The sequence below is a fragment of the Bradyrhizobium yuanmingense genome (genome assembly GCF_900094575.1).
GTDB lineage: Bacteria > Pseudomonadota > Alphaproteobacteria > Rhizobiales > Xanthobacteraceae > Bradyrhizobium > Bradyrhizobium yuanmingense.
The window spans coordinates 854187-880652 of the sequence record NZ_FMAE01000002.1; the positions used below are offsets into that span (position 1 = coordinate 854187).

Annotated in this window: 31 protein-coding genes; 22 read left to right on the forward strand and 9 right to left on the reverse strand. The window is 64.3% G+C overall.

The features are described from left to right. Window positions 1-50 precede the first annotated feature (50 nt). The 4 genes from GA0061099_RS09070 to GA0061099_RS09085 all read left to right on the forward strand — a co-directional run bounded on the left by GA0061099_RS09070 (window position 51) and on the right by GA0061099_RS09085 (window position 2679). Window positions 51-947 (forward strand): cytochrome c oxidase subunit 3, encoded by an 897-nt coding sequence (locus tag GA0061099_RS09070; protein WP_035996590.1) that lies wholly within the window; start codon window positions 51-53, stop codon window positions 945-947. Between the two features lie 97 nt (window positions 948-1044). Then, window positions 1045-1446, forward strand: a complete 402-nt coding sequence (locus GA0061099_RS09075) for a DUF983 domain-containing protein (RefSeq protein WP_035996593.1) — start codon at window positions 1045-1047, stop codon at window positions 1444-1446. Continuing rightward, entirely contained in the window at window positions 1443-2198 is a 756-nt protein-coding gene (locus GA0061099_RS09080) for an SURF1 family protein (protein ID WP_035996596.1), read from the forward strand. The genes GA0061099_RS09075 and GA0061099_RS09080 overlap by 4 nt, the downstream gene beginning before the upstream one ends. Before the next feature lie 115 nt (window positions 2199-2313). Continuing rightward, window positions 2314-2679 carry a nuclear transport factor 2 family protein gene (locus tag GA0061099_RS09085; RefSeq protein WP_036020568.1) on the forward strand — a complete coding sequence of 122 codons (366 nt, stop codon included), beginning with the start codon at window positions 2314-2316 and terminating at the stop codon, window positions 2677-2679. Between the two features lies 1 nt (window position 2680). Here the strand turns inward: GA0061099_RS09085 and GA0061099_RS09090 are convergent, their stop codons facing one another. Continuing rightward, window positions 2681-4018 carry a histidine kinase gene (locus GA0061099_RS09090; RefSeq protein WP_036020569.1) on the reverse strand — a complete coding sequence of 446 codons (1338 nt, stop codon included), beginning with the start codon at window positions 4016-4018 and terminating at the stop codon, window positions 2681-2683. An 86-nt stretch (window positions 4019-4104) separates the two neighbouring features. Here GA0061099_RS09090 and GA0061099_RS09095 point away from each other — a divergent pair, with 86 nt between their 5' ends. From GA0061099_RS09095 to GA0061099_RS39850, 6 genes are all read left to right on the forward strand, one after another. Continuing rightward, a complete protein-coding gene (locus tag GA0061099_RS09095) occupies window positions 4105-4749 on the forward strand; it encodes a response regulator transcription factor (protein WP_028178165.1) in 645 nt (214 codons plus the stop codon). Between the two features lie 552 nt (window positions 4750-5301). After that, window positions 5302-6720 carry a threonine synthase gene (thrC, locus tag GA0061099_RS09105; protein ID WP_036020575.1) on the forward strand — a complete coding sequence of 473 codons (1419 nt, stop codon included), beginning with the start codon at window positions 5302-5304 and terminating at the stop codon, window positions 6718-6720. Then, entirely contained in the window at window positions 6717-8006 is a 1290-nt protein-coding gene (locus GA0061099_RS09110) for a M16 family metallopeptidase (RefSeq protein ID WP_036020577.1), read from the forward strand. The genes thrC and GA0061099_RS09110 overlap by 4 nt, the downstream gene beginning before the upstream one ends. Window positions 8007-8041: 35 nt before the next feature. Further along, complete coding sequence (locus GA0061099_RS09115) at window positions 8042-8629, forward strand: GNAT family N-acetyltransferase (protein ID WP_035996611.1); 588 nt, start codon at window positions 8042-8044, stop codon at window positions 8627-8629. Window positions 8630-8729: 100 nt separating this feature from the next. Beyond that, window positions 8730-9380 (forward strand): hypothetical protein, encoded by a 651-nt coding sequence (locus tag GA0061099_RS09120; protein ID WP_035996613.1) that lies wholly within the window; start codon window positions 8730-8732, stop codon window positions 9378-9380. A 16-nt stretch (window positions 9381-9396) separates the two neighbouring features. After that, entirely contained in the window at window positions 9397-9591 is a 195-nt protein-coding gene (locus GA0061099_RS39850; RefSeq protein WP_141697573.1) for a hypothetical protein, read from the forward strand. Window positions 9592-9609: 18 nt separating this feature from the next. Here GA0061099_RS39850 and GA0061099_RS09125 read toward each other — a convergent pair whose 3' ends face one another. The 5 genes from GA0061099_RS09125 to GA0061099_RS09145 form a co-directional block, all read right to left on the reverse strand. Beyond that, window positions 9610-10095, reverse strand: coding sequence for a F0F1 ATP synthase subunit B family protein (locus tag GA0061099_RS09125; RefSeq protein ID WP_035996616.1), 486 nt, complete (start codon window positions 10093-10095; stop codon window positions 9610-9612). Between the two features lie 5 nt (window positions 10096-10100). Further along, window positions 10101-10661, reverse strand: coding sequence for a F0F1 ATP synthase subunit B (locus GA0061099_RS09130; protein ID WP_036020580.1), 561 nt, complete (start codon window positions 10659-10661; stop codon window positions 10101-10103). Window positions 10662-10721: 60 nt separating this feature from the next. Continuing rightward, on the reverse strand, window positions 10722-10952 hold the full coding sequence (locus GA0061099_RS09135; RefSeq protein WP_008541273.1) for a F0F1 ATP synthase subunit C: 231 nt from the start codon (window positions 10950-10952) through the stop codon (window positions 10722-10724). A gap of 52 nt (window positions 10953-11004) precedes the next feature. Continuing rightward, entirely contained in the window at window positions 11005-11754 is a 750-nt protein-coding gene (locus tag GA0061099_RS09140; RefSeq protein WP_035996621.1) for a F0F1 ATP synthase subunit A, read from the reverse strand. Between the two features lie 98 nt (window positions 11755-11852). Next, window positions 11853-12227, reverse strand: coding sequence for an AtpZ/AtpI family protein (locus tag GA0061099_RS09145; protein WP_036020584.1), 375 nt, complete (start codon window positions 12225-12227; stop codon window positions 11853-11855). Between the two features lie 75 nt (window positions 12228-12302). Between GA0061099_RS09145 and GA0061099_RS41050 the strand changes: the two genes are divergently transcribed. From GA0061099_RS41050 to GA0061099_RS09155, 3 genes are read left to right on the forward strand one after another with little or no spacing between them, the layout of a single operon-like run. Further along, a complete protein-coding gene (locus GA0061099_RS41050) occupies window positions 12303-12545 on the forward strand; it encodes a hypothetical protein (RefSeq protein WP_162130829.1) in 243 nt (80 codons plus the stop codon). Window positions 12546-12586: 41 nt separating this feature from the next. Further along, entirely contained in the window at window positions 12587-13102 is a 516-nt protein-coding gene (locus GA0061099_RS09150) for a hypothetical protein (protein ID WP_036020619.1), read from the forward strand. Window positions 13103-13115: 13 nt separating this feature from the next. Continuing rightward, window positions 13116-13589 (forward strand): secondary thiamine-phosphate synthase enzyme YjbQ, encoded by a 474-nt coding sequence (locus tag GA0061099_RS09155; RefSeq protein ID WP_036020587.1) that lies wholly within the window; start codon window positions 13116-13118, stop codon window positions 13587-13589. Between the two features lie 63 nt (window positions 13590-13652). On the opposite strand, the gene GA0061099_RS09160 is transcribed toward GA0061099_RS09155, so the two are convergent. After that, a complete protein-coding gene (locus tag GA0061099_RS09160) occupies window positions 13653-15278 on the reverse strand; it encodes an MFS transporter (protein ID WP_193375171.1) in 1626 nt (541 codons plus the stop codon). Between the two features lie 334 nt (window positions 15279-15612). Here GA0061099_RS09160 and GA0061099_RS09165 point away from each other — a divergent pair, with 334 nt between their 5' ends. The 3 genes from GA0061099_RS09165 (at window position 15613) to GA0061099_RS09175 (ending at window position 16940) form a co-directional block, all read left to right on the forward strand. After that, window positions 15613-16284: a response regulator transcription factor gene (locus GA0061099_RS09165; RefSeq protein WP_036020594.1), complete on the forward strand. Its 672-nt coding sequence runs from the start codon at window positions 15613-15615 to the stop codon at window positions 16282-16284. Between the two features lie 191 nt (window positions 16285-16475). Then, window positions 16476-16685, forward strand: a complete 210-nt coding sequence (locus GA0061099_RS09170; protein ID WP_036020622.1) for a hypothetical protein — start codon at window positions 16476-16478, stop codon at window positions 16683-16685. An 18-nt stretch (window positions 16686-16703) separates the two neighbouring features. After that, window positions 16704-16940, forward strand: coding sequence for a hypothetical protein (locus GA0061099_RS09175; protein WP_025033504.1), 237 nt, complete (start codon window positions 16704-16706; stop codon window positions 16938-16940). 24 nt (window positions 16941-16964) lie between these two features. Here GA0061099_RS09175 and GA0061099_RS41055 read toward each other — a convergent pair whose 3' ends face one another. Continuing rightward, window positions 16965-17138: a hypothetical protein gene (locus GA0061099_RS41055; RefSeq protein ID WP_157785976.1), complete on the reverse strand. Its 174-nt coding sequence runs from the start codon at window positions 17136-17138 to the stop codon at window positions 16965-16967. 349 nt (window positions 17139-17487) lie between these two features. Between GA0061099_RS41055 and GA0061099_RS09180 the strand changes: the two genes are divergently transcribed. Next, window positions 17488-18027 (forward strand): TRAP transporter small permease subunit, encoded by a 540-nt coding sequence (locus GA0061099_RS09180; protein WP_036020596.1) that lies wholly within the window; start codon window positions 17488-17490, stop codon window positions 18025-18027. After that, complete coding sequence (locus tag GA0061099_RS09185) at window positions 18024-19631, forward strand: TRAP transporter large permease (protein ID WP_036020598.1); 1608 nt, start codon at window positions 18024-18026, stop codon at window positions 19629-19631. The genes GA0061099_RS09180 and GA0061099_RS09185 overlap by 4 nt, the downstream gene beginning before the upstream one ends. Window positions 19632-20496: 865 nt before the next feature. On the opposite strand, the gene GA0061099_RS09195 is transcribed toward GA0061099_RS09185, so the two are convergent. Beyond that, window positions 20497-23328: an ATP-binding protein gene (locus GA0061099_RS09195; protein WP_036020603.1), complete on the reverse strand. Its 2832-nt coding sequence runs from the start codon at window positions 23326-23328 to the stop codon at window positions 20497-20499. A gap of 195 nt (window positions 23329-23523) precedes the next feature. On the opposite strand from GA0061099_RS09195, the gene GA0061099_RS09200 reads away from it, so the two are divergent. The 4 genes from GA0061099_RS09200 to GA0061099_RS09215 are packed head-to-tail and all read left to right on the forward strand — an operon-like array spanning window position 23524 to window position 26462. After that, a complete protein-coding gene (locus GA0061099_RS09200; RefSeq protein WP_035996651.1) occupies window positions 23524-23943 on the forward strand; it encodes an organic hydroperoxide resistance protein in 420 nt (139 codons plus the stop codon). 35 nt (window positions 23944-23978) lie between these two features. Next, on the forward strand, window positions 23979-25007 hold the full coding sequence (locus tag GA0061099_RS09205; RefSeq protein ID WP_036020605.1) for an alpha/beta fold hydrolase: 1029 nt from the start codon (window positions 23979-23981) through the stop codon (window positions 25005-25007). A 52-nt stretch (window positions 25008-25059) separates the two neighbouring features. Next, window positions 25060-25623, forward strand: coding sequence for a cytochrome P460 family protein (locus tag GA0061099_RS09210; protein ID WP_085971953.1), 564 nt, complete (start codon window positions 25060-25062; stop codon window positions 25621-25623). Window positions 25624-25640: 17 nt separating this feature from the next. Continuing rightward, window positions 25641-26462, forward strand: a complete 822-nt coding sequence (locus GA0061099_RS09215; protein WP_036020610.1) for an SDR family NAD(P)-dependent oxidoreductase — start codon at window positions 25641-25643, stop codon at window positions 26460-26462. Window positions 26463-26466: the final 4 nt, after the last annotated feature.

A 26466-nucleotide genomic window follows, 5' to 3' on the forward strand; every position in this document is an offset into this window, starting at 1 on the left:
ACGCAAGGGGATAAGTGCCGGACAGGCACGGGATTGAGGAGAGAGACGGAATGGCCACGGCGCACACCAAGCATCACGACTATCACCTGGTCGATCCCTCTCCCTGGCCGGCGGTCGGCTCGCTCTCGGCCTTCATCATGGCGGTCGGCGCGGTCGCCTGGATGCACCACATGTTCTCGGCGGCACCGATCGTATTCGGCGTCGGCACCGTGGGCGTGCTCTACACCATGGCGAGCTGGTGGGCCGACGTGATCAAGGAGGCCCAGTACAAGGGCGATCACACCCGGGTCGTGCAGCTGCATCACCGCTACGGCATGATCCTGTTCATCGCCTCCGAGGTGATGTTCTTCGTCGCCTGGTTCTGGGCCTATTTCAACGCGGCGCTGTTTCCGGCCGATGCCGTCCACGCCACCCGCGATGCGGTGTTCGGTTGCGGCCTCGGCACGCAGCCCGGCGCCTGCGCGGTCCCGGGCACCTGGCCGCCGAAGGGCATCGAGACCTTCGATCCCTGGCATCTGCCGCTGCTGAACACGCTGATCCTGCTCACGTCAGGTACCACCGTGACCTGGGCGCACCATGCGCTGCTCGAGAACGACCGCCAGGGCCTGAAGTATGGCCTGATCCTCACCGTCGTGCTTGGCGCGCTCTTCACCTGCGTGCAGGCCTATGAGTACGCCCACGCGGCGTTCTCCTTCGGCGGCAACGTCTATGGCGCGACGTTCTTCATGGCGACCGGATTCCACGGCTTCCATGTGCTGGTCGGCACCATCTTCCTGCTGGTGTGCCTGTTCCGCGCCTATGCCGGCCACTTCACGCCGAAGCAGCATCTCGGCTTCGAGTTCGCGGCCTGGTACTGGCACTTCGTCGACGTGGTCTGGCTGTTCCTGTTCCTCTGCATCTACGTCTGGGGACGCGGCGCCGAGACCATGGCCAGCGCCGCGCACTGAGCCCGATCGAACCGATCAGGAAGGGCGGCCGCAGGGCCGCCCTTTCGCTTTCCGGCCGCCCGAAGTTTCGTCGGAAACTGTGATAGAGTCCGCCATCATGAACGACAGTGCCGGCACACCCCCGTCCGAAACCACCGTCCTGCAAAGCGCGCTGCGTGGGCTTGCCTGCAAATGCCCGCGCTGCGGCCAAGGCAAGCTTTATGCGGGCTTTCTGACGCTCGCGCCCGCATGCGACCGTTGCGGGCTCGACTATGCCTTCATCGATACCGGCGACGGCCCGGCGATCTTCATCATCATGCTGGCCGGCGGCATCGTCGTCGCGTGCGCCCTCATCGTCGAAGTCAAATACCAGCCGCCATATTGGCTGCATGCGGTGCTCTGGCTGCCGCTCATCCTCGCCACCACGCTGTTGCCGCTGCGCTCGATGAAGTCGTTGCTGATCGCGCTGCAATTCCACCACAAGGCGGCGCCGGGCCGGTTGGTCGATCGCGCGAAATGAATGAGCCTGCGTCGCGCAAGGCCCCCGTGGCCGGCTTCGCGCTGTTCACGCTGTTCCTCACGGCTGTGTTCGTGGCGCTCGGTGTCTGGCAGCTGCAGCGCCGCACCGCCAAGCACGAGTTGATTGCGGCGCTCACCGAGCGGCTTGCGGCCGCGCCGGTTGCGCTGCCGCCGTCCGCGCAATGGGTCGCGCTCAATCCCGCCCGCGACGAATTCCGCCGCGTCAGCTTCACCGCGACCTACGCAGCCCTCCCCGATGCAATGGTCTATTCCTCCGGCTCGGCGGTGCGCAAGGACGCCTCCGGCCCCGGCACCTGGGCGTTCCTGCCGGCGCGGCTTCCCGGCGGCGAGATGGTCGTGATCGACGCGGGTTTCGTCGAGAACACGATGCAGGACCGCGGCGTCGAGGATCGCGCGGTGAACAAGCTTATCACGGGCCAACCGGTTGAGCTCACCGGCTATCTGCGCTTTCCCGAGGCGCCAAGCTGGCTGACTCCGGCGGAGAATCGCGGCAAGCGGCTCTGGTTCGTGCGCGATCATCTGGCAATCGCAAGCGTGCTGGGCTGGGGCACGGTTGCGCCGTTCTATATCGATCTCGAACGGCCCGCGCCGGCGAACGGCATCCCGCGTCCGGGACCGCTCCAGGTGAATCTCAAGGACGACCATCTGCAATATGCAATCACCTGGTTCACGCTTGCAGGCGCCGTGCTCATCGCCTTCGGCGTGTGGGCAAGAGGCCGGCGGCAGAGCTGAGCTCATTGGCAGGTCCATCGAGGGAACCCGGTATCGCCCGGGGTTTATTATTCAGCGCATATTCACGAGGGTGGTTCTAAGCCGCCAATATTGTCCGCGGCAGATTGGGTGCGGCGTGAGTGATTTCGACCAGATGGGAATTATCGTCGACTGGGTGGATGCCTGCCGTAAGGGCGACCTCACAGCCCTGCTCGACCTCTATGCCGACGACGCGCAGCTCGAATGCACCTGCGACGGCGCGCGGCGCTTTCGTGGCCGGAGCGAGATCGAGGCCTATTGGCAGCCGCGGCTCCGCGCCTTCTCCTCGGCGGGGTTCGGGCTGGAAGAGATCAATCCCGCGCCCCACGGCGTCCACCTCGAATATTCCGTCGCCGGCGCGCTGCGCATTCAGGCCTCGTTCCGCTTCAGCCCGGATGGCAAGATCCGCAGCACGCTGTGCGAACCGGCGCGACAGAATGCGCATGATGGTTGCGCCTGCTGAATTAGCCTGGTGACGGAACGTCCCGCATCGTCTCCGCCGGAAGGCGGCAGCGCACGTAGGTTCGGTCATCCACGCGCAACAGCGATAGCGATCCGCTGAGCGCGCGCACGCGCTCATGCATGCCGGTCAGGCCCCGGCCGAAGACGTTGTCCGCAGGGAAACCGCCGCCATCGTCGGAGATCTCGACGACGAGCGTCTTGTCGGCAACCGTCGCCTGCACATGTGCGTTGCCCGCGTTGGCATGTCGCAGCACGTTGGTCAGTGCCTCCTGGATCACTCGATAGACGGTCTGCGCCAGCGGTCCGCCGATTGCGCTGAGATCGCGATCGATCGCGTCCGTCAGCACGATATGAGGTGCCTGCTTGCGAAAATTCCGGAGCAGCGTTTGCACGCTCCTCGAAAGGCCGAGCTCCTCGATATAGAGCGGCCGCAGCCGGTCGAGGATGCGGCGGTTGGTCTGCTGCAGGGCCTCGACCGATTGCAGCAGGTCCTGTGCCGAATTGCCGAGATGTCCCGTTGGCTCGGAGGCATCGGTCAGCGCGATCGTGCCGGCGCGGATGCTGAAGAGGAGGGGCCCGAGCTCGTCGTGCAGTTCGCGGGCGAGATCGCGCCGCTCGTCATCCTGCAGCGACACCAGGCGGTGCATCAGATCGCGATTGTCCTGGCTGAGTTGCGCCAGTGTCGCTGCCAGCGCATTGGCTTCCTCGCAGCTCTGCCGGATCTCCGGCGGTCCTCCGACCGGGATCGGCCTTGCGTAGTCGCCGCGCCGAATCCGCGTAAGACCGTCGCCGAGATGTTGCAGGGGGCGCAGGGCCGAACCGGCGAAGACATAGGCAACGGTGCCGGTGAGCACCATCAGGACAGCGACCAGGCTGGTCAGCGCAAGGAAGCCGATCCACTTCTCGAACAAGTCGGCCGATATGTCCGGGAAGAACACGATATCGCCGACATGTCTGCCGTCTATGACGATCGGAAACGCCGCTTCCATCTCTGGTATGGTGATGAGGTTGACGAACCATTGCGGAACCTTCTTCAGGTTGCGCAAGTCTTTCGGAGAAGGCGGGGGACCTCCGTCCATGCGGCGGAATTGAATATCCGTGGAGGCGTCCAAGGACTGAACAAATGCATCGAGGGTCTTTTGCGGATTGTCCGATGCGCGCAGGGTGCTGTTGAGCGCGGCGGCGATGGTCTGGATCGAGCGTCGAGCCGGCTCGTGTTCATCAGCTACCTGACCTGGTGCAAATATCTGCAGTAATATGCCGCCCAGGATCAGGGCTGCGAGAAGGCTCGCGCCGAGCGGGAGAAACAATTGCGTTCGGAACGAAAGTCGTCGCCACATTAGGTCAATTCTAACGCGTATCGGCCGGATTTGCTCTTTCCATTTATTCCCGGCGGGCTATGAGTCGAAAAACAAGAGAGTGCGCGATGCAAGATACCGCCAAGCTGGCGACGAGGGTCCTGATCGTCGACGACCATCCCGTGGTGCTGTCCGGCTGCCGCACCCTGTTCGCATCCGACCATTCAATCCGCATTGACGAGGCGAGCGATGCCAAATCCGGGCATCGCGCCTATGTCAGCAAGCGACCCGACGTCACCGTGATCGACATCAGCCTGCCCGACGTCTCCGGGTTCGAGCTGATGCGGCGCATCCGCAAGGACGACCCCGACGCCAAGATCATCATGTTCAGCATGAACGACGATCCGGCGTTCGTCGTGCGGGCCGTCGAGCTCGGGGCGCAGGGCTATGTCTCCAAAGGCGACGATCCCAGGATCCTGCTCAAAGCGGTGCGCAAGGTGGTCGCGGGTGACAACTTCATCTCGCCGCAGCTTGCGGAAGCCGTGACGTTTTCCGGCGCGGCGATCAAGGCCAACCCCGCGTCACAGATGACGCCGCGGGAGCTCGAAATTCTTCGCTTGCTCGGACGCGGCGACAAGATCGTCGAGGTCGCCGAGGCGCTCGGCATCTCCTACAAGACGGTCGCCAACACCACGTCCCTGCTCAAGCAGAAGCTTGGCGCCAAGAACCATTCCGACCTGATCCGGATCGCAGTGGAAATCGGAATGAACTGACTTTCGCCATCGACCGAACCGGCTGCTCCGGGATGCAGCGGTTCGGCCGACGGATCGACGCCGCCGTTGGCCGGGCAATGCATTGGACAACGGGCTGACACCCATCCGCCGACACAATGGGCCGAGGCTGTATTCGTTCCCGCGACTGATTCGGGAAAAAGCGGAGTTCAGGGTCAGGATCACGGCCGAGACTTGGCTGCAACTGCCAAAAGCGAACCAGAGCCGGATCGGGAAGAATAGGAACATTTTCGACACGCGCGGGGTTTTGGACTTGACGATTTCGTGACAGGCGACGAAAGCTTGCCGGAACAGTTTGAGGGGTCGGCGACCCCGACGAGGCAATTGGTCTGCACACAACGACAGGCCTTCCAAGAGAAGGGCTGCGGCAATGCCGCAGCCCTTTTTCATTGGGCGAGGGGGTACGCCGGAAGCGGTTTCCCGATGCCGCAAAACACTCTATGGTGGTTCAAAGCCACCGGCTGTTGACAAGTAATTACGTAAAATCAAAGGCTTAAGGGTCGAGCTCCGGCCCGGCCGCCTTTGGAGGGCAGTTTGACTCGCTATATCTCGACCCGGGGCGAAGTCCCCGAACTCGGCTTTTGTGACGTGATGCTGACCGGGCTTGCCCGCGACGGCGGCCTGTATGTGCCGGCGGTGTGGCCACAGCTTCCGAGCGAGACGATCGCCGGCTTCTTCGGCCGCCCCTATTGGGAGGTCGCGGTCGACGTGATTCGTCCCTTCGCCGGTGGCGAGATTTCCGACGCCGAGCTCGGGCGCATGGCGAACGAGGCCTATGCCACCTTCCGCCATCCTGCAGTGGTGCCGCTGCGCCAGATGTCCCCGCACCAGTTCGTGCTGGAGCTGTTCCACGGTCCGACGCTCGCCTTCAAGGACGTGGCGATGCAGCTGATCTCGCGGCTGATGGACCATGTGCTCGAAAAGCGCGGCCAGCGCACCACCATCGTGGTCGCGACGTCAGGCGATACCGGCGGCGCCGCGGTCGAAGCCTTTGCGGGCCTCGAGAACGTCGATCTGATCGTGCTGTTTCCGCACGGCCGCATCTCCGAGGTGCAGCGGCGGATGATGACCACGACGGGCGCGGCCAACGTCCATGCGCTCGCCATCGAGGGCACCTTCGACGACTGCCAGGCGCTCGTGAAGGGAATGTTCAACAACCATCGCTTCCGCGATGCGACCTCGCTCTCCGGCGTCAATTCCATCAACTGGGCGCGCATCGTCGCGCAGGTGGTCTACTATTTCACCTCTGCCGTCGCGGTCGGTGCTCCGGCGCGCGCGGTCGATTTCGTCGTTCCGACGGGCAATTTCGGCGACATCTTCGCCGGCTACGTCGCCAAGCGCATGGGGCTGCCGGTGCGCACCCTGCGCATCGCCGCCAACGTCAACGACATCCTGGCGCGCACGCTGAAGACCGGCATCTACGAGGTGCGTGAGGTGCACGCGACGGCATCGCCGTCGATGGACATCCAGATCTCCTCGAACTTCGAACGGCTGCTGTTCGAGGCCGGCCGGCGCGATGGCGCCGGCGTGCGTCGCCTGATGGAACAGCTGAAGCAGTCCGGCCGCTTCGTGCTACCCGATGCGACACTCGCCGCGATCCGCGAGGAGTTCGATGCCGGGCGCGCTGACGAGACCGAGACTGCGGCTGCGATCCGCGCCGCCTGGCGCGAAGCAGGCGAGCTGGTCGATCCTCATACCGCCGTGGCGCTCGCCGTCGCGGACCGCGACACCACCGATACGAAGGTGCCGAGCATCGTGCTCTCCACCGCCCATCCGGCCAAGTTCCCCGACGCCGTCGAGGCGGCTTGCGGCCAGCGGCCGCAACTGCCGGCCTGGCTCGACGGCCTGATGACCAAATCCGAACACATGAGGGTGATGAAGAACGATCAGGTCGAGCTCGAGCGGTTCGTGCTGTCCGCCAGCCGCGCCGCAAAGCAGGGAGTTGCCGGATGAGCGTCGAGATGTCCAAGCTTGCCTCCGGCCTCACCGTCGTCACCGACGAGATGCCCCACCTCGAGACGGCGGCGCTCGGTGTCTGGGCCGGCGTCGGCGGACGCGACGAGAAGCCGAACGAGCACGGCATCTCGCATCTGTTGGAACACATGGCGTTCAAGGGCACGACCAGGCGCTCCTCGCGCGAGATCGTCGAGGAGATCGAGGCGGTCGGCGGCGACCTCAATGCCGGCACCTCGACCGAGACCACGTCCTATTACGCGCGGGTGCTGAAGGCCGACGTGCCGCTCGCGCTCGACGTGCTCGCCGACATCCTTGCCAATCCCGCCTTCGAGCCCGACGAGCTGGAGCGCGAGAAGAACGTCATCGTGCAGGAGATCGGTGCCGCGCAGGACACGCCCGATGACGTCGTGTTCGAGCATCTGAACGAGCTCTGCTATCCCGACCAGCCGATGGGCCGTTCGCTGCTCGGCACCGCCAAGACGCTGCGCGCCTTCAACCGCGACATGCTGCGTGGCTATCTGTCGACGCATTATCGCGGGCCCGACATGGTGGTGGCCGCGGCCGGGGCGGTCGACCACGGTCAGGTCGTCGCCGAGGTCGAAAAGCGTTTTGCGAGCTTCGAGGGGACGCCCGGGCCGAAGCCGCAGGCCGCTCGGTTCGGCCAGGGCGGCGCCAAGGTGGTGCATCGCGAGCTCGAGCAGGCGCATCTGACGCTGGCGCTCGAGGGGGTGCCGCAGACCGATCCTTCGCTGTTCTCGCTGCAGGTCTTCACCAATGTCCTTGGCGGCGGAATGTCGTCGCGCCTGTTCCAGGAGGTGCGCGAGAAGCGCGGCCTCTGCTACTCCATCTACACCTTCCACGCCCCCTACACCGATACCGGCTTTTTCGGCCTCTATACCGGCACCGATCCCGCCGATGCGCCGGAGATGATGGAGGTCGTGGTCGACATCATGAACGAATCGGTGGAGACGCTGACTGAGGCCGAGATCGCCCGAGCCAAGGCACAGATGAAGGCGGGGTTGCTGATGGCGCTGGAGAGCTGCTCCTCCCGCGCCGAGCAGCTCGCCCGGCATGTGCTGGCCTACGGGCGGCCGCAGACAGTGCAGGAACTGGTTGCCCGGATCGACGCCGTCAGCATCGAATCGACGCGGGACGCGGCCCGTGCGCTCCTGTCGCGCAGCCGGCCTGCGGTCGTCGCATTGGGCAGCGGCAGGGGTCTGGACACGGCGGTGTCTTTTGCGGAAGGATTGACACGGGCGCGCGCCAAGGCGCGGCTGCATTAGGAGCCGCGCGCGGGCCTCGCCCCGGGAAGCATCACATGGCCCTCTTTCGCCTGCCATCCAGTGGACCCGCCGCCCTGGCGCCGCGCGGCAACGGGCTGCTCCTGCGCGCGCCGCAGATGTCCGACTTCCTGCAATGGGCTCATTTGCGCGAGACCAGCCGCGACTATCTGACGCCTTGGGAGCCGATCTGGCCGTCCGACGATCTCACCCGCTCCGGCTTCCGCCGCCGCCTGCGCCGCTATGCCGAGGACATTGCCGCGGACCGCTCCTATCCCTTTCTGATCTTCCGCGAGCTCGACGGCGCCCTGGTCGGCGGCATCACGCTCGCCAATGTCCGGCGCGGCATCGTGCAGGCCGGCACCATCGGCTATTGGGTCGGCCAGCCTTATGCCCATCGCGGCTACATGACGGCCGCACTCCGGGTGCTGCTGCCGACGCTGTTCGGCGAGCTCAATCTGCACCGGGTCGAGGCCGCCTGCATCCCGACCAATGCGCCGTCGATCCGGGTGCTGGAGAAGTGCGGCTTCTCGCGCGAGGGCCTGGCGCGCCGCTATCTCTGCATCAACGGGGTCTGGCAGGATCACCTGCTGTTCGGCCTGCTGCACGAGGACTTCCGCGGCTGAGCAGCCTGATGGATGCAGCCAAATCCCTTTTTGCCGCCTTGGGTTCGCCGATATTGGCGATATAACCCGGCCGGAACATTGTCATGGAGTACGGGTGTTGATGGTGCAGGAGCTTCGGTCATCGCGGACGAGGTTGCGGCGGGGCGCAGCGGTCGTGCTGGCATTATCGGTCGGGCTCGCCTCCGTCTCGCCGGTGGCGGCACAGTCGTTGACCGACCGCTTCAAGAGCCTGTTCGGCGGCAAGTCCGACGAGCCGGCGGAGCCGAAGCCGGCGCCTGCGCCCGGGCAGCCGGCCGAAGACGACCTCGATTGCCCCCAGGTCACGGTGCGCGCGGGCGCCTCGACCTACGCGGTCGGCGCCAGCGGCAAGCCGGCGGTCGGCAATGACATCCGCTTCCAGGCCTCGATCACCAAGATGGCGCGCGAATGCTTGCGCAGCAGTGCCGGCATCACGGCCCGGATCGGCATCCAGGGCCGTGTCATCGCCGGCCCCGCCGGGGCGCCTGCCTCCGTCGAGGTGCCGCTGCGCATCGCCGTCGTGCAGGGCGGCGTCGGCGAGAAGGTGATCGCCTCGAAGGCCTACCGGACCACGGTGGCGATGTCGGAAGGCGGCAGCGTGCCCTTCACCTTCGTCGCCGAGGATCTGGCCTATCCGGTGCCGGCGCCCGCGGTTGCCGATACCTACATCTTCTATGTCGGCTTCGACCCGCAGGCGCTCTCGCCGGAGCCGAGAGGGAAGAAGAAGAAGTAGGGGAGATCTTGCGGCAATGTCAGCTGTCATTGCCCGCGAAGGCGGGCAATCCAGTATTCCAGAGGCCGCGGTGCTTGAACTGAGAAGCCTCGGCGTACTGGATCACCCGCCCCAGTGCGCAAGTGCGCACAAGGTGGGTAATGATACCGCACTTGTGGATGCTGTTACCCGACAGACAAAAAAGCCGGCGCTCGTCGCGCCGGCTTTTTGATTGGGTAAGGCAAATCCCTCAGTTCAGCTTCTGCCTGACTTCGTTGATGCCCTTGGCGAGCAGGTCGTCGGCGATCTGGCCCTTGACTGACTGCGACAGGATCGTGGAGGCAGCCTGCACGGCGGCTTCCGCGGCGGCTGCCCGGACGTCCGCGAGAGCCTGAGCCTCGGCGAGTGCGATCTTGCCCTCGGCGGTCTTGGTGCGGCGGGTGACGAAATCTTCCAATTTCGCCTTGGCCTCCGCTGCGATGCGCTCCGCTTCGGCGTTCGCGTTGGCGATGATGTCGGCGGCCTCGCGCTCGGCACCGGCAGTGCGCGCCTTGTAGTCGGCGAGCACCTTGGTGGCCTCCTGCTTGAGGCGCGCCGCCTCGTCCAGCTCGGCCTTGATACGAGCGGCGCGATGATCGAGCGCCGACATCGCCGTCTTGAACACCCCCACATAGGCGAAGATCACCATCAGGATCACGAAGGCGACGGCGACCCAAAACTCAGGTGTGAAGAACATCGAGACTAACCCTTCAAGGTCGCATCAACGGCGGCATTGACCGACGTTGCATCCGGAACGACGCCCGTGAGCTGCTGAACGATGGTGCCGGCTGCATCGGCCGCGATGCCGCGGACGTTGCTCATGGCGGTCGCGCGGGTCGAGGCAATGGTCTTCTCCGCCTCGGCGAGCTTGGCGGACAGTTGCTCTTCCAGCGCCTTGCGTTCGGCTTCCGCCTGCGCATTCGCCTTCTCGCGGGATTCGTTGCCGATCGCCTGTGCACGTGCGCGCGCCGACGCGAGCTCGCCTTCATAGGCCTTGAGCGCCGCCTCGGACTGGTCCTTCAGCTTCTGCGCTTCGGCGAGATCGCCCTCGATCTTGTTCTGACGCGCCTCGATCGCACCCCCGACACGCGGCAGCGCGAACCGGGAGACGATCAGATACAGCGCGACGAAGGCGATCGCGAGCGACACCAGTTGCGAAGCAAAGGTGCTGCTCTCGAAAGGCGGAAAGCCACCGCCGTGGTGACCGCCGTCGGCCTCCGTGTGAGCGCCGGTACCTTTGGCGCCGCCATGACTTTCAGCCATGGAGTTCTCCTGTTGCTGTCAGACGCGCCGCCTCCCACCTGGAAGCGGCGCGAAACGCGTTCAGAGCGGGACGAACAGCAGCAGCAGAGCGATCAGCAGCGAGAAGATGCCGAGCGCTTCGGTCACGGCGAAGCCGAAGATCAGGTTGCCGAACTGGCCCTGAGCAGCTGCCGGGTTGCGCATGGCTGCGGACAGATAATTGCCGAAGATGAAGGCCACGCCGATGCCGGCGCCGCCCATGCCGATGCACGCGATGCCCGCGCCGAGAAACTTAGCTGCTTGCGGATCCATTTTTGACTCCTTGGAAGAAAGACAGGTGTGGGTGGAAAAGCACCCGGATCACTCAGTGTCCAGGGTGAATGGCGTCGTTGAGGTAGATACAGGTCAAGATCGCAAACACATAGGCTTGCAGGAACGCGACCAGCAGTTCGAGCGCGGTGAGCGCGACGGCGAGCGCCAGCGGCATGACACCGCCGATCCAGCCGACCACGCCAAGAGACGCGCCGAGCATGGCAACGAAGCCGGCGAACACCTTCAGCGCGATGTGGCCCGCGAGCATGTTCGCGAACAGTCGAACGCTGTGCGAGACCGGCCGCAGGAAGAACGACAGCACCTCGATCGCCATGACCAGCGGCAGGATGTAGCCGGGAACGCCCGAGGGCACGAACACTTTCAGGAACTTCAGGCCGTTCTTGTAGAGGCCGTAGATCAGGACCGTGAAGAACACCAGCAGCGCCAGCGCCGCAGTGACGATGAGATGGCTCGTCACGGTGAACGTGTACGGAACGATGCCTACGAGGTTCGAGACGCAGATGAACATGAACAGCGAGAAGATCAGCGGGAAGAACCGCATGCCATCCGCTCCGGCAGTGCTGCGGATCATGCTGGCCACGAACTCATAGGAGAGCTCGGCCACCGACTGCAGACGCCCCGGAACCAGCTGCTTGCCGCTGGTGAGCAGAAGCAGCGCAATGATCCCCACCGCGACGAACATGTAGAGAGAGGCATTGGTGAAGGCGATCGTGTGATCGCCGATACGGCCGATTGTGAAGAGCGGTTCGACGTTGAACTGATGGATCGGGTCGATTTTCATCCGCGCGGCATCTCTCGTCTGCTGGACAAGCCGACCAGTGAAGATTGGTCGGCCGGCTGTGCCGGCGAGCGGCACGACAGTTAACCCGGCTAGGCCAATTACGAACCACCGCGCCTGTTCGGACCCGCGCCTGCCGTTCTCACCACATTCACCACGCCGGCGATGAAGCCCAGCAGCAGGAACGCGATGAATCCGAAAGGCGACGTCGACAGCAAGTGGTCGAACCCCCAGCCAATCCCCGCTCCGACAGCGACGCCGGCGACCAACTCCGAGGATAGTCGGAAACCAAGCGCCATCGCCGAGGCTCTGGCCGCTTTGTCTCCATCGTCACCTGCGGGTTGCTCGGTCTTGGCCCGGCGGTCGCGAAATTCGGACAACCGCTGATCAAGATTTCCGAGCCGATCGGAAAGCGCGGCTTCCTCGGGCGATCTATCGCGATCTCCATCATCGCCGTGTCCCGTGCCCTGTGTCATGCAACGAAGACCCGAAACGCTGCGGCTGAATGGAAATTGCGCCCGTCACCCTCAAAAGCCGCGCGGACCATACTGATGGCCTATAATCAAGTCAAGCCAAGTCACGATTGCGTCGCTTCCGATTATGTATTTGATTTACTTGATGATATTGACGCGCACGGCAGCGCTGCACACAGCGTGACGCCGCACCGCAGCAGGTCTGCTTGCGAACGGCGGACGCAGCCGTGCTTTCGCCGCGCTCGCGGGATCAAAGAAGCCGCCGCGTTCGTTGATTTCGGGGGCGGCTTTTTGGCGGCGGATTGCCGGCTGGGGGTGTAGAATTGCAACCGCAGCCGCAGCAGTGCCGGGCGGAGACAATGATGAGACCTGCGACGTCATCCACGACATCATGGCTCGCGGCGGCGGCCGCGGTGATGGTAGTCAGCGGCGGCCTCGCGGCCGCGCAATCTACGCCCGACGGCGAAAATGGCCGCTACAGCATGACGCCCATCCCCGAGGGCGTGCTGCGGCTCGACACGCGCACCGGCACGGTGTCGACCTGCACCAGGAACGGCGCCGGTTGGGCCTGCTACGCGGTGCCCGACGAGCGGACCGCACTCGACGCCGAGATCGGCAGGCTCCAGGCCGAGGTCGAGCGGCTGAAGGCACAGCTCGCGGCGGGGCCAACGGTATCGGGCAAGATCGACGAGGCGCTGCCGAAATCCGATCCACTCAGGAAGCCCGAGCCCAAGGTCGCCGAGGGCGAGCGCAAGATCGAGATCCCGCTGCCGAGCGAGCAGGACGTCGACCGTGTGATGTCGTTCCTGGAAAAGGCCTGGCGGCGGCTGATCGACATGGCCAACCGCGTGCAGAAAGACGTGTCGGGGAAGATCTGATGCGGGCCCCTCCATGACATCTGCCAGATCCGTCACCCGCTCCGCACCATCGTCCGTACAGGCCACGACCGTCACATCGGCACTGCTCACCGTGCAGACGCCTGGCCGCGGCTTCACCGATCTGACCAGCGAGGCCGCGAGATTCATCGCCGAGGCGCACGCGGGTGAGGGCGCGTTGACGCTGTTCATCCGCCACACCTCGGCCTCGCTGACGATCCAGGAGAACGCCGATCCCTCCGTGCTGGTCGATCTTACGACGGCGCTGTCACGGCTCGCGCCGGAGAACGCGGGGTGGACCCATGATACCGAGGGGCCGGACGACATGCCGGCCCATATCAAGACCATGCTGACGCAGACTTCGCTTCAGGTCCCGGTCCTGAGCGGCAAGCTCGCGCTCGGCACCTGGCAGGCGATCTACCTGATCGAGCATCGCAGCCGCCCGCACCGCCGTGAGATCGTGCTGCAATTCATCGGCAGCGATCGATAACCACACAAAGCAAAACCGGCCGCGGAGACCGCGGCCGGTTGGTGTCGTCGATTGCTGCTGCGATCAGGTCGCCTTGATGTCGACGTCCTTGGTTTCCGGCAGGAACAGGAAGCCGATCACCACGGTAATCGAGGCGAAGATGATCGGGTACCACAGACCGGCATAGATGTCGCCTGTCGAGGCCACGATGGCGAAGGCGGTGGCAGGCAGGAGGCCGCCGAACCAGCCGTTGCCGATGTGGTAGGGCAGCGACATCGAGGTGTAGCGGATGCGGGTTGGGAACAATTCGACCAGCATCGCCGCGATCGGGCCGTACACCATGGTCACGAACAGGACCAGGACGAACAGCAGGCCGATGATCGCCGCCGGCTGCGGACGGAAGACGTCGAACGGATGCGACATCTTCACGATGCCGGTGTCACCCGCCTTGGGATAGCCGGCCGCCTGCACCGCGGCGAGAACCGCCGGGTTGCTGTCCTTGGCGTTGGCGTAGGGCACGTCCTTGCCGTTGACCACGACCTTCACGTCCGAGCCGGCCGGACCTGGCGTCGTCGTGTACCTGACCGACGATTGCGACAGGTAGGCGCGCGCGGTGTCGCAAGGCGCGGTGAAGACGCGGGTGCCGACCGGGTTGAACAGATCGCCGCACTTGGCGGGATCGGCCACCACCTCGACCTTGACCGTCTCGATGGCCTTTTCCAGCGCCGGGTTGGCGTTGGAGGTGATCATCTTGAAGATCGGGAAGAAGGTCAGCGCCGCGATCAGGCAGCCGCCGAGGATGATCGGCTTGCGGCCGATCTTGTCGGAGAGCATGCCGAACACGATGAAGAAGCCGGTGCCGAGCAGCAGCGACCATGCAATCAGCAGGTTGGCGGTATAGCCGTCGACCTTCAGGATCGATTGCAGGAAGAACAGCGCGTAGAACTGGCCGGTGTACCAGACCACGCCCTGGCCCATCACACCACCGAGCAGGGCGAGCAGCACGAGCTTGCCGTTCTGCCAGTTGCCGAAGGCCTCCGTCAGCGGCGCCTTCGAACCCTTCCCCTCTTCCTTCATCTTCTGGAAGATCGGCGATTCGTTCAGGCGAAGCCGGATCCAGACCGAGATGCCGAGCAGCAGCACCGAGACCAGGAACGGAATGCGCCAGCCCCACGCTGCGAAATCGGCCTCACCGAGCGCGGTGCGGGTGAACAGAATCACCAGCAGCGACAGGAACAGGCCGAGGGTTGCCGTGGTCTGGATGAAGGAGGTGTAGAAGCCGCGCTTGCCGTTCGGCGCATGCTCCGCGACGTAGGTCGCCGCACCGCCATATTCGCCGCCGAGCGCCAGACCCTGGGCGAGGCGCAGCACGATCAGGATGATCGGGGCCGCGATGCCGATGGTCGCCGCGTTGGGCAACAGGCCGACGATGAAGGTCGACAGACCCATGATCAGGATGGTGACGAGGAAGGTGTATTTGCGGCCGACGATGTCGCCGACACGGCCGAACACAATCGCGCCGAACGGACGCACCAGGAAGCCCGCGGCAAACGCCAGCAGCGCGAAGATATCGCGGGTTGCCGGCGGATAGGCCGAGAAGAACTGCGCGCCGATGATGCCGGCCAGCGAACCGTAGAGATAGAAGTCGTACCACTCGAAGACGGTACCGAGCGAGGAGGCGAGAATGACGAACCGTTCGTCCTTCGTCATCCCCTGCGCGCTCGATTGAGACACAGCCATTGTCGACATGTTTGAGTCGCTCCCCGAAAATCGTTTCCTCTCGCCCCCAGAATGTCCGGACGTGCCGGATCAGCCCAGGTCTTGGCCACAAGGTAACATCGGCGTGAAACCCTCCCCAATACGACTTTCGGCCTTGCGCACTGGTGCTGCGGTATCCAGCGCCGGTGTGCAAATGCCAAGCCGGGGGGATTAACCCCTTTGCAGCAAAGGGATAATGTCCACTTGCATGCCACGGCCGCTCGGGGAAGAATTGACGCACCCGGGATCTGTTCGCCGATCCGCCGCGAACGACAGCTAGAGAACGATGAACGCTCCTTCGACCCATCTCGTCATCGCCGACGATCATCCCCTGTTCCGCGATGCGCTGCGGCAGGCGGTGGCGGGCGTTCTCCCCTCGGCCCGGATCGACGAGGCCGGAACCTTCGAGGATTTGACCAAGCTCCTGGAGCAGACCTCCGAGGTCGATCTGGTCATGCTCGACCTCTCCATGCCCGGGATCTCCGGCTTTTCCGGCCTTATCTATCTGCGCGCGCAATACCCGGCGATTCCGGTCGTGATCGTCTCGGCATCCGACGACAGCGCCACGATCCGCCGCTCGCTCGATTTCGGCGCGTCCGGCTTCATCCCGAAGCGGTTCGGGGTCGAAACCTTGCGCGATGCCATCCTCAAGGTGATGGAGGGCGACGTCTGGGTCCCCGCCGATACCGACCTCTCCGCCGCCGCCGATCCCGACATGACCCGCCTGCGCGACCGCCTGGTGACGCTGACGCCGCAGCAGGTCCGGGTCCTGATGATGCTGTCGGAAGGCCTTCTCAACAAGCAGATCGCCTACGAGCTCGGTGTCTCAGAGGCCACCATCAAGGCGCATGTCTCGGCGATCCTGCAAAAGCTCGGCGTCGAGAGCCGGACGCAAGCGGTGATTGCCGCGGCGAAGATCGCCGGCAGCCAGTGGAAGCAGGGCACGCCGACGGGGTAGCGTTTGCGCGTCAACTGGCGGATGTCCGGGCTCGCGGCAGAGCGCAATCATTCGTCGCGATGAGAGCTTCGGCGGTTTTGACCCGTGTGGGCATGTCGATCGATGGATTAGCTGGACCGCTAAACCGTCGTTTGGAATAGACCGCCAGTAGCTGACGCGGCTAAGTTGGGGTCAAACCCCGGAGGATGAAGATGCCGTACTTCACAGCCAACCAGACCCAATCCGATCGCACGTCTAAGGTGCTTGCAGATGTCTTCTGTGCGCTTTTACTAGGGACCTTTTCCATCGTCTTTTTCGGCCTGGTTGGCGGCCTTATTGCTTTAGTTCTGCTGGAAGCTTGCTTGCTCGCCCTCGATTGGGTGATGCCGAGCGACGATGATGCCGCTGGGGTTGTCCGCTAGGAGATCAAGGGCCAACGAATGAGCAAGCCCGTAAAATCTGAAAGCGAACTCGTCGCCATGGCGAGAGCCGAGTTGAAGGTCCACGCCGACTGTCCCGATGGAATGACGATTTCCATCCTCCGCGACGGAAAATCCTGGGAGTTTCGGGCCAGCGCTGATCAGGCGACCTCTGATCGGCCGGGCTATCCTGAATGCGTTGCCATGCTGGTCCAGATTGGGGATCACCTCTGCAGGCAGTACGACGTCGAGGGTTAGGCGCGCCTCGACAGCCGACACCGGTCAGAAGATGCGGTCGATCACCATCGTCAGGCCAGCTGAGAAGGCCATGATGATCACCAGGGGGACTCCTGTCTCAAAGAATGGCAGCTCCATCCACCGATGTGACTGCCCGTTGCGAGGCAGGAAGACCCAGAGGAGAGCGATCGACAAGACGACCAGGAATGCGCCGATCACGAAATCCTCCTCTGGAGCAGTGATATCTCGCTGGAGGTTGTCCTCCGCCGGTCGCGTCGCCGGTAAGCCCCGAAGGTCAACCCAATTAAGCCTAGTGACGCTAACTTAGACATTGCTGCGGCAAACTGTCCATTTTCCTGTTGACCGGGAATTGGCCGACGGTAAAGGTGGCCCTGCTTCACGCGGCGGCTGAGACCTGAACGTGTCTTGCCGAAAACCGACAGCAAGAACGGGCGGAAGCATCAGGAGGGGTCAACTAGCTCCCGCGCAGACGTGGCAGGCAGCTGATGCAGCGCCATGGTCCTGCTCGCCTGGGGGATAGTACTCAGCGAGCGGGGACAAGGCATCGATGCGCCCATTGTTGGCGATGAGTACGGCTATCGACTGGCTGAACGAAAAGGTCGGCAACGTCTGCAATATTCTGGTGCTCGCGGCCTGCGTCGTGAGTGCTGTCAATGCGATGATCCGCTACGCCTTCAGCTACAGCTCGAACAGCTGGCTAGAGACACAGTGGTATATGTTCGCCGTCATCGTGATGTTCGGCGCGTCCTACACCTTTAAGCGCAACGAGCACGTCCGCGTCGAGATCCTTTATCTCATGCTCACCGAACGCGGCCAGCTGTGGCTGGACCTGATCGGGACATTGGTCTTCCTCGTCCCTGCCTGCCTGCTCCTCAGCTACCTCTCTTGGGGGATGTTCTACAATTCGTTCGTCATCGGCGAAATGTCCAACAATGCAGGCGGCCTTCTGCGGTGGCCGATCAAGTTCGTCCTGCCGGCCGGCTTCTTCATGGTGGCTTTGCAGGGTATCTCGGAGGTCATCAAGCGCGCCGCCGCCTTACGCGGTGAAGTCACCATCGATGCGAAATACGAGCGGCCGACCCAATGATCACGATCGAGATGATGCCGCCGCTGATGTTCGGCGGACTTGTGCTGGCGATGCTCATCGGCTTTCCGGTCGCCTTCACGCTGGCCGCCCTCGGGCTCTCGTTCGGATTTCTCGCGATCCATTTGGGATTTTTCGAGTTCAGCTTCCTCCAGGCGATCCCGGAGCGCATCTACGGCAGCGTTCTGTCCAACGAGCTGCTGCTGGCCATCCCATTCTTCACGTTCATGGGCGCGATCCTCGAACGATGTGGCCTCGCAGAGGACATGCTGGATTCGATGGGACAGCTGTTTGGCCCCGTTCGCGGCGGTCTCGGCTATTCCGTGATCATCGTCGGCTTCATCCTTGGGGCCATCACAGGCACAGTGGCGGCGCAGGTCATCGCCATGGCGCTGATCTCGATGCCGGTCATGATCCGCTACGGCTACAACGTGCGCTACATCACCGGCGTGCTCGCAGCCTCCGGCACCATAACCCAGCTGGTGCCTCCCTCGCTGGTTTTGATCGTGCTCGCGGACCAACTCGGAAAGTCGGTGGGTGACATGTATCTGGGCGCCTGGGGGCCATCGATACTCCAGATCGCGCTGTTCGCGGGCTACACCTTCGTTCTGAGCATCGTCAAACCGGGCCATGTTCCGGCGGTGCCGAAGGAAGCGAGGACGCTCAAGGGCTGGGCACTCTGGCGCAAATGCCTTCTGGGCATCATTCCGTCCGCCGTTCTGATCTTCGTGGTGCTCGGCACGATGATGCTGGGGCTCGCCACGCCGACCGAAGCGGGTGCCATGGGCGCCGTCGGCGCGATCGTCCTCGCCGTCATCCATCACAAGGATTTCAGCTCGGCCGGTCACAAGGTCTTGCTCGTGGGCGTGGCCGCGGCCGGCGTGGGCACCATCATCGGCATCTACTTCACGCCTAATCTGCCGTTCAAAATGGCGTTCGCGATTGCCTATCTGGCGGTGGCCTGGGCGTGTCTCGAGGTAATCAGGATTCCCGACCTGCGCTTGCTGGTTAAGCAGGGTTATGAGACCACCATGCGCATCACCTGCATGGTGACTTTTATCCTCATTGGATCGACCTGTTTCTCGATTGTCTTTCTCGGCTGCAACGGGGGCGTCTGGCTGGAACACATGCTGACATCGTTGCCGGGCGGTGTATGGGGCTTCTTAATCTTCATCAATCTGTTCATCTTCTTTGTCGCCTTCTTCCTCGACTTCTTCGAGATTGCCTTCATTATCGTTCCCATGATCGCGCCGACCGCCCTCAAGCTCCTCACGCCTGTCGTCGGCGCGGATGCCGCCTTGATCTGGTTTGGGATCATGCTGTGCGTGAACATGCAGACCTCCTTCCTGCATCCCCCCTTCGGCTTCGCACTGTTCTATTTGCGCGGCGTGGCGCCGAGGGAAGTCAAGAGTTCAGACATCTATTGGGGCGCGGTGCCGTGGATCGGTCTGCAGGCGATCATGGTTGCGGTCGTGATCGCATTCCCGATCACTGTGACCGGGTTGCTGGACGCCCCGATCAAGGTGGATCTGGATAAGATCAAGATCGAGATTCCGGACATCGAGTTGCCGCCACCGCTGGTCGATTTCGGGCAGCCCAAGAACTAAGGGACGTCCGCCGAAGCACTTCCGCTTTTCGTCCAACCCGGGCGGTTGACGCTCTCCGCTTTTCGCGCTGCTGCTGGAGACGACGGGACATCATGTGCGCGTTCTTCGAAACATGATTTGCAGGGACGTGACCGAGCCACCCCTAGGGGTTGGGCCGTCGTCGCGCAAAACAGCAACGGCTGGGTCAACCGATCGGCGGCCATATATTCTGCTTTACAGAAATTCGGATTCAACGTAAATGTCGCCCACCCTGATCCGGCGAAAGGGGCGGTCGTACGTCGTCACGAGCCGCGGATCGGGCTGCGGTGGACGCATTTGCGCCGTCGCGGATGTGAGACGCAGGGCGGGGTGATGGATTGAGCCGAGCCCCGTGAGCGCCTCGCAAGCCGCGTTGTACGAACGGCGCTGGTTGCGTAACGGCAAAACCGTGTGGTCCTGGCCGTCGTTGCTACGGTCAAGCGCTTGCGGATGCGGCATCTGCGCCAACCGGCGCGGTGCCGGTGACTTTCGTGAGGGCGAGGGAGGCCAGAGGGAACTCGGCTCCCGGGAGAGCACGGCATAAGCCGTCCGACCATCGCGCAGGGAAGGCCGTGTGTTCGGCTCCACCTGTATGCTGCTGTGCGGTTCTTCCTGCGTGTGCATTTCGCGCAGCGGACCGCGGGTGCGATGTCAGCACCCGGCCTTCCCTGCGCCCTTTCTCCAGGAGGGCGTGACGCGAAGCGCAAAACTCGGGCGAAACGCGCCGCGAGAAGGCGAAGCCATGTCTGCGAGTCGAGACGCTGGTTTGAGGTCGATAACGGTTCACCTTGCGCCGTCATTGCGAGGAGCGCAGCGACGAAGCAGGGTACGCCGACGGGGTGATCCGCTACAGCGTGGTCAGAAGCACGCTGGCCGCTTTGATATCCGCCGTATCGGCGCCCTCGGCAAAGCCCTCGAGCGCCGATTGGAGCCATCGCTTCGCCTCGTCGCGCTGCCCGCGTCCGGCAAACAGCCCGGCGAGATCGATCGCAGCGCGCAGCTCCCAGGCCGCGGCGCCTTGCCGGCGGCTGAGATCCAGGGATTGCATGAAGTGGGCTTCTGCCTGCTCGGCGTCGGGCTCCGGCAGCGACAACAGAACTCTGCCTTTCATCCGCAGCAACTCGGGCATGTAGAGATGATCGCCGCTCTGATCGACGAGGCGGATCGCATCGTCGATCAGGCGCGCACTCTGCTCGACCTGTCCAAGCGCCAACAAGCCTTGAACCAGTGCGATGTTGAAGGTCGTGGTGAGCAGTTCGTAGCCGGCCTCGTGGAGCTCGCGTAGACAAGCCATGATCGTATCGACGCCTTGCGCGGCGTCTCCCCGACGGATCGCCAGTTCGCCTTTCACGCCGCGGCCCACCACGAGATAGGGACCCATCGAGCGAGATTCGGCATGCGCGATGAATTGGTCGATGCTCTGCTCGGCGCCGTCGAGATCGCCGTCCCAGAGCGAGATCGAGACCGCCCAGATCAACGCGATGCACAGCGTGATCGGATGCTCCATCTGCGCGGCTTCAGTCACCGTCTGTTGCGCCAGCTGCCGCGCGTCCGCGGGCCGACCCTGTAACCAGAGTTCGCGCGCCAGCGTGATGCCGGCCCGGTTGCGATGATCGAAGCCATGGATGGTGCTGATTCGTTCGGCGCCCGGCCCTTGCCATGCGACCTCCAGCATCTTGAGCGCGTCGCGGTGCTCGCCGGCCAGATGCAGCGAGACCCCGAGCAACGAATGGGCGAGGACGATCGAGCCGAGATCGCCGAGCGGCTGCGCGACCGCAAGGCTCTGCTGCGCATAGCCAAGCGCGGCATCGAACTGTCCCATCCGTTCGTGGAAGATGTGCATGCGGCCGAGCAGCTGGAGCTGGTTCGGCGCGTCGCCGCGCGCCTCCGCGATCGCAAGGCTCCTGCTCAAGGCCACGCGCGCCGCCTCGCTGCCGCCGCGCGTGAACATCAGGGTCAGCCCGAGGGCAGCCTGGATGTGCATTTCATCGGCGCTGCCGCGCGCGGACGGGGTCATCGCAAGCAGTGCCCGTTCCGACCAGCGCCGGCATTCGATCAAGAGGGACATCGCGAGGAAGATCGGCGCTGCCGCGGCGGCGAGCGCAATGCCGGCGGTGGCGTCGCCGCCCGCGCCAAAGCACCAGTCCAGCGCGGCACGCACATTGTGGAGCGCGGAGAAGTGGATCGCCCGTTCGTCGGCGTTCGGCGTTGCCGCCCATGTGCTGCCGGCCTGCTCCAGCCATCGCCGGTAGTAGGTCGCGTGGCGGGCGGCGAGCGCGGCGTCGTTCGGCTCGATCTCGAGCAGATAGGCGCGCGTGGTATCGAGCAGACGGTAGCGCATCATGGCGCCGACCGGCCGCGGCGCGACCATCGATTTGGCAACGAGACTGTCGATGGCATCGAACAAATGGGAGCGGTCGGCACGTTCATCCGGGACGACCTCGAGGGCGGCGTCGATGGTGAAGTGACCTGCGAAGACCGCCAGCCTGCGGAGGACGAGGCGCTCGATGTCGGACAGCAGCCCGTAGCTCCAGTCCAGCGTCGCCCGCAACGTCTTCTGTCGCGGGGGCGCGGTGCGCTGGCCCTGCCAGAGCAGATTGAGACGCTCATCGAGCAGCGCGGCCGTCTGCTCCAGGCCGTAAGCTTCGACCCGGCCGGCGGCGAGCTCGATCGCCAGGGCCATGCCGTCGAGGTTGCGGCAGATCCTCGCGATAGTCGCGGCGTTGGTATCGTCGAGCGCGATCTGCGCGCCGCCAGCGGTCGCCCGTTCGATGAAGAGCTGAAGCGCGGGATAGGTCTGTGCAGCCGCCGCACTCAGCCCGGCACTATCAGGCGGTACGGCGAGCGGCGCCAGTCGATAGACCTGCTCGCCCTCGACGCGCAGGGCTTCGCGGCTGGTGGCGAGGATGTGGACATCAGGCGCAGCGTGGAAGATCGCCGAAGCCAGCGGTGCCGCCGCGGCGATGACATGCTCGCAATTGTCGAGGATGAGCAGCAACCGCTTGTCCCTGACATGCGCGAGCAGCGCGGGCAGGGGATCGTCGGTCTCGGCCGGCAAGCCGAGCATCAACAGGATCGAGGTGATCACGAGATCGGGATCGCTGAGCGCGGCAAGGTCGACGAAATGCGCGGCGTCGGAGAACGTCGCGAGCAGGTCGTGGGCGATCGCCACCGCGACGGCAGTCTTGCCGACGCCGCCCGGACCGACGATCGTGACGAAGCGCGAGGTGAGAAGCTTGTCGGAGATGGTGGCGACGGCCTGGTCGCGCCCGACCATCCGTTGCAGCCGATTTGGCAGCTTGACCGGCGGCAATTCCGTTGGCGGGGACGAGCGCCGCGCCGCCGGAAGCTGCGTGTGCGAGATCGGCGCCACGAAGCAATAGCCGCGCCCGGAAAGCGTCGTGATGTAGCGTGCGCCGTCCTTGCCGTCGCCGAGCGCCTTGCGGAGAGCGGCGATGTGAAAGCGCAGATTGGCCTCTTCGACGGTGATGCCGGGCCACACCAGCGCCATTAGATCCCATTTGCTGACGACCTCGTTCGGCCGCGACATCAGTGCGGTCAGCGCGTCGAAGGCCTTCGCACCCAGCGGCACTGTGACGCCGTCGCGCGTCACGAGCCTTTCATGTGGCGCCACGGTGAATGGTCCGAACGAGAGTCTTGGCCCGGTCGGCGTGGTCATCGCGAAATCTTGCTCATTTGCGAACCGGATAGCCAGAGGGCAGCCATCCCGCAAGGCCTGCGTTGCATCGGCCTCAGACCTTGTTTGCAGACCTCGCATCAGCTTCTGCGCCGGCCTCACAACTTCTCACAAGTCCAAACGGGTCTCCGGGGCGCGTCGCTGCTAGTCAGTTTGCGCGACGGCAAGGAGCTCTTCATGACGCAAACGGCAAAACTGCTCTACACGGCCCGGACCCACACCAGCGGAGGCCGGCACGACGGCATATCGCGCAGTTCCGACGGTCGCCTCGACGTCAAGCTGTCGCCGCCGGGCGGGGCCGGCATCGGCACAAATCCCGAGCAATTGTTTGCGGCCGGCTGGTCGGCCTGCTTCGAAGGCGCCATGGAACTCGCCGCGCGCAAGCAGAAGGTGACCCTTCCCAGGAAAAGCGCGATCGATGCGGAGATCGATCTGGTGCTCGACGAGGGCGCCTACGCGCTGAGGGCGCGCCTCAATGTCAGCCTGCCGGGACTCGACCCCGAGATCGCACGCGGCATCATCGATGAAGCGCATCAAACCTGCCCCTACTCCAAGGCCGTCCGCGGCAACATCGACGTCACGGTCGCGCTGATCTGACGCACCATCATCAACCACGACGAGGTAACACCATCATGAAGCAGCTCATCGATCAGCACCGCCGCCAGTTTCTCGGCATCGCCACCGGAGCCGCCGCCGCCGGCATCGGCGTGATCGCGTTCGCTCGTGCCGAGACGGAACCGCAGCGATCCCAAGCATCGAATGCGTCCTTCGGCGCGATCAAGCAGATCGATGCCGGCGTTCTCAACGTCGGCTATGCCGAGGCGGGTCCCTCGAACGGTCCGGTGGCGATCCTGCTGCACGGCTGGCCCTACGACATTCACGCCTTCGTCGAGGTCGCGCCGCTCCTGGCCAAGGCCGGCTATCGCGTGATCATCCCATACCTGCGTGGCTACGGCACGACGCACTTCCTCTCCAGCGAGACGCCGCGCAACGGCGAGCCTGTGGCCATGGCCGCGGACATCATCGCGCTGATGGACAAGCTCGAGATCAAGAAGGCCGTCGTCGCCGGCTTCGACTGGGGCGCGCGTACCGCCGACATCATCGCCGCGCTGTGGCCGGAGCGGTGCCGCGCGCTGGTGTCTGTCAGCGGCTATCTGATCTCCAGCCAGGCTGCGGGCAATATGCCGCTGCCGCCGTCGGCCGAGCTGCAATGGTGGTACCAGTTCTACTTCGCGACCGAGCGCGGCCGGGCCGGATACGAGAAGTACACGCACGATTTCGCCAAGCTGATCTGGAAGCTGGCCTCGCCGCAGTGGAAGTTCGACGACGCCACCTTCAACAGGAGCGCGGCGGCGCTCGACAACAGGGATCATGTCGCGATCACGATCCACAATTACCGCTGGCGGCTCGGGCTCGCCCAGGGCGAGGCAAAATACGAGCATCTCGAAAAGAAGCTGGCCGCGGCTCCGCAGATCGAGGTGCCGACGATCACGATGGAGGGCGACGCCAACGGAGCGCCGCATCCCGAGCCGAGCGCCTATGCCAAGAAGTTCTCAGGCCGATACGAGTTTCGCCTGATCACAGGCGGCGTCGGCCACAATCTGCCGCAGGAAGCGCCACAAGCCTTCGCCAAGGCCGTCATCGACGCCAACGGCGCCTAGGCATTCGTCGGCACCTCCGTCCAGCCTCATTGATCGAGCCCGATGAAACATCATGACGATAGCCGAACCCGAAAAGAAGAAATCTCTCCACACCACGATGATCGTACTGACCGTGGTCCTCCTCGTCGTGCTCCTGACCTGCATGCCCTACCTCGTCACGATCGCCTTCGCGGAAGGACCAGCGGAACAGAGCGCGGCGGACGCCTCGCCGATCTTCGGCGTCACAATTCCAGCCGGCTATAAGCGGTGGGAGCTGATCGCGCCGGCCGAAGAGGCGGCGCCGCTCGACGAGCTGCGCGCTGTTGTCGGCAACCAGACTGCAATCGATGCCTATCAGGCCGGAAAACTGCCGTTCCCGGACGGCACCATTCTGGTCAAGCGCGCCTGGAAGCGGAAACAGTCACCCGAGTTTGCGTCCGCGACGATTCCCGGCGCCGCCACCACGGTCCAGGTGATGGTGAAGGATTCCAGGAAATACGCGGCTACCGGCGGCTGGGGCTTTGGCCGCTTCGTCAACGGCAAGCCGGTGGACGAGGCGCAGCACCGCACCTGCTTCGCCTGCCACGAAGCCCGCGCCAAGAGCCGCGACTATGTCTTCACGCGGCTTGCGCCTTGAGACATACGGTGACTGGCTTGAAGACTTGGTTCATCAGCGGCAGCTCTCGCGGGCTTGGCCGTGCCATCACGGAAGCGGCACTCGCCGCGGGCGACCACGTGGTTGCCACTGCGCGGACGCTCCAACCGCTTGAACCGTTGCGGGAACGTTTCGCTGAAAGACTGTGCCTTGCAACGCTCGACGTCACGGATGAAGCTGCCGCGCCGGCAGCCATCGCGCTTGCTGCGGAGACGTTCGGCGGACTCGACGTGGTCGTCAACAATGCCGGCTACGGCGACCTCGGATCGGTCGAGGATACTGGCCTGGACTCGTTCCGGCGGCAGATCGAGGCCAATTTGATAGGCACCATTATCGTCACCAAGGCGGCGATTCCGGTGCTGCGCCGGCAGCGCCGTGGCCACATCGTGCAAGTCTCGTCCGTAGGCGGCCGGATCGGCGCCCCAGCCCGCGCCGCCTATTCGGCCGCGAAATGGGGTATCGAGGGCTTTTCGGAATCGCTGGCGCGCGAGATGGCGCTGATCGGCGTGAACGTCACGATCGTCGAGCCCGGCGGCTTTCGCACCGGCTTTGCGCGAGCCGCACATGGGACCGGCGAAGGACGCCCGGAATACGATGCGCTCGTCGGCGCTGCCGTCAGGATGCAGCGCGATTACGACGGCCGGCAGCCCGGCGATCCAGCCAAAGCCGCGGCCGTGGTTCTGAAGCTTGCCGATATGGAGCGCCCGCCTCTGCGCATTGCGCTCGGAAGCGATGCCGTCGACGCCATCGCTGCGATCGATAAGCTCCGCCTCGAAGAGCTGGAGAGGTGGCGAGCGCTCAGCGTATCGACTGACTATTGACCCC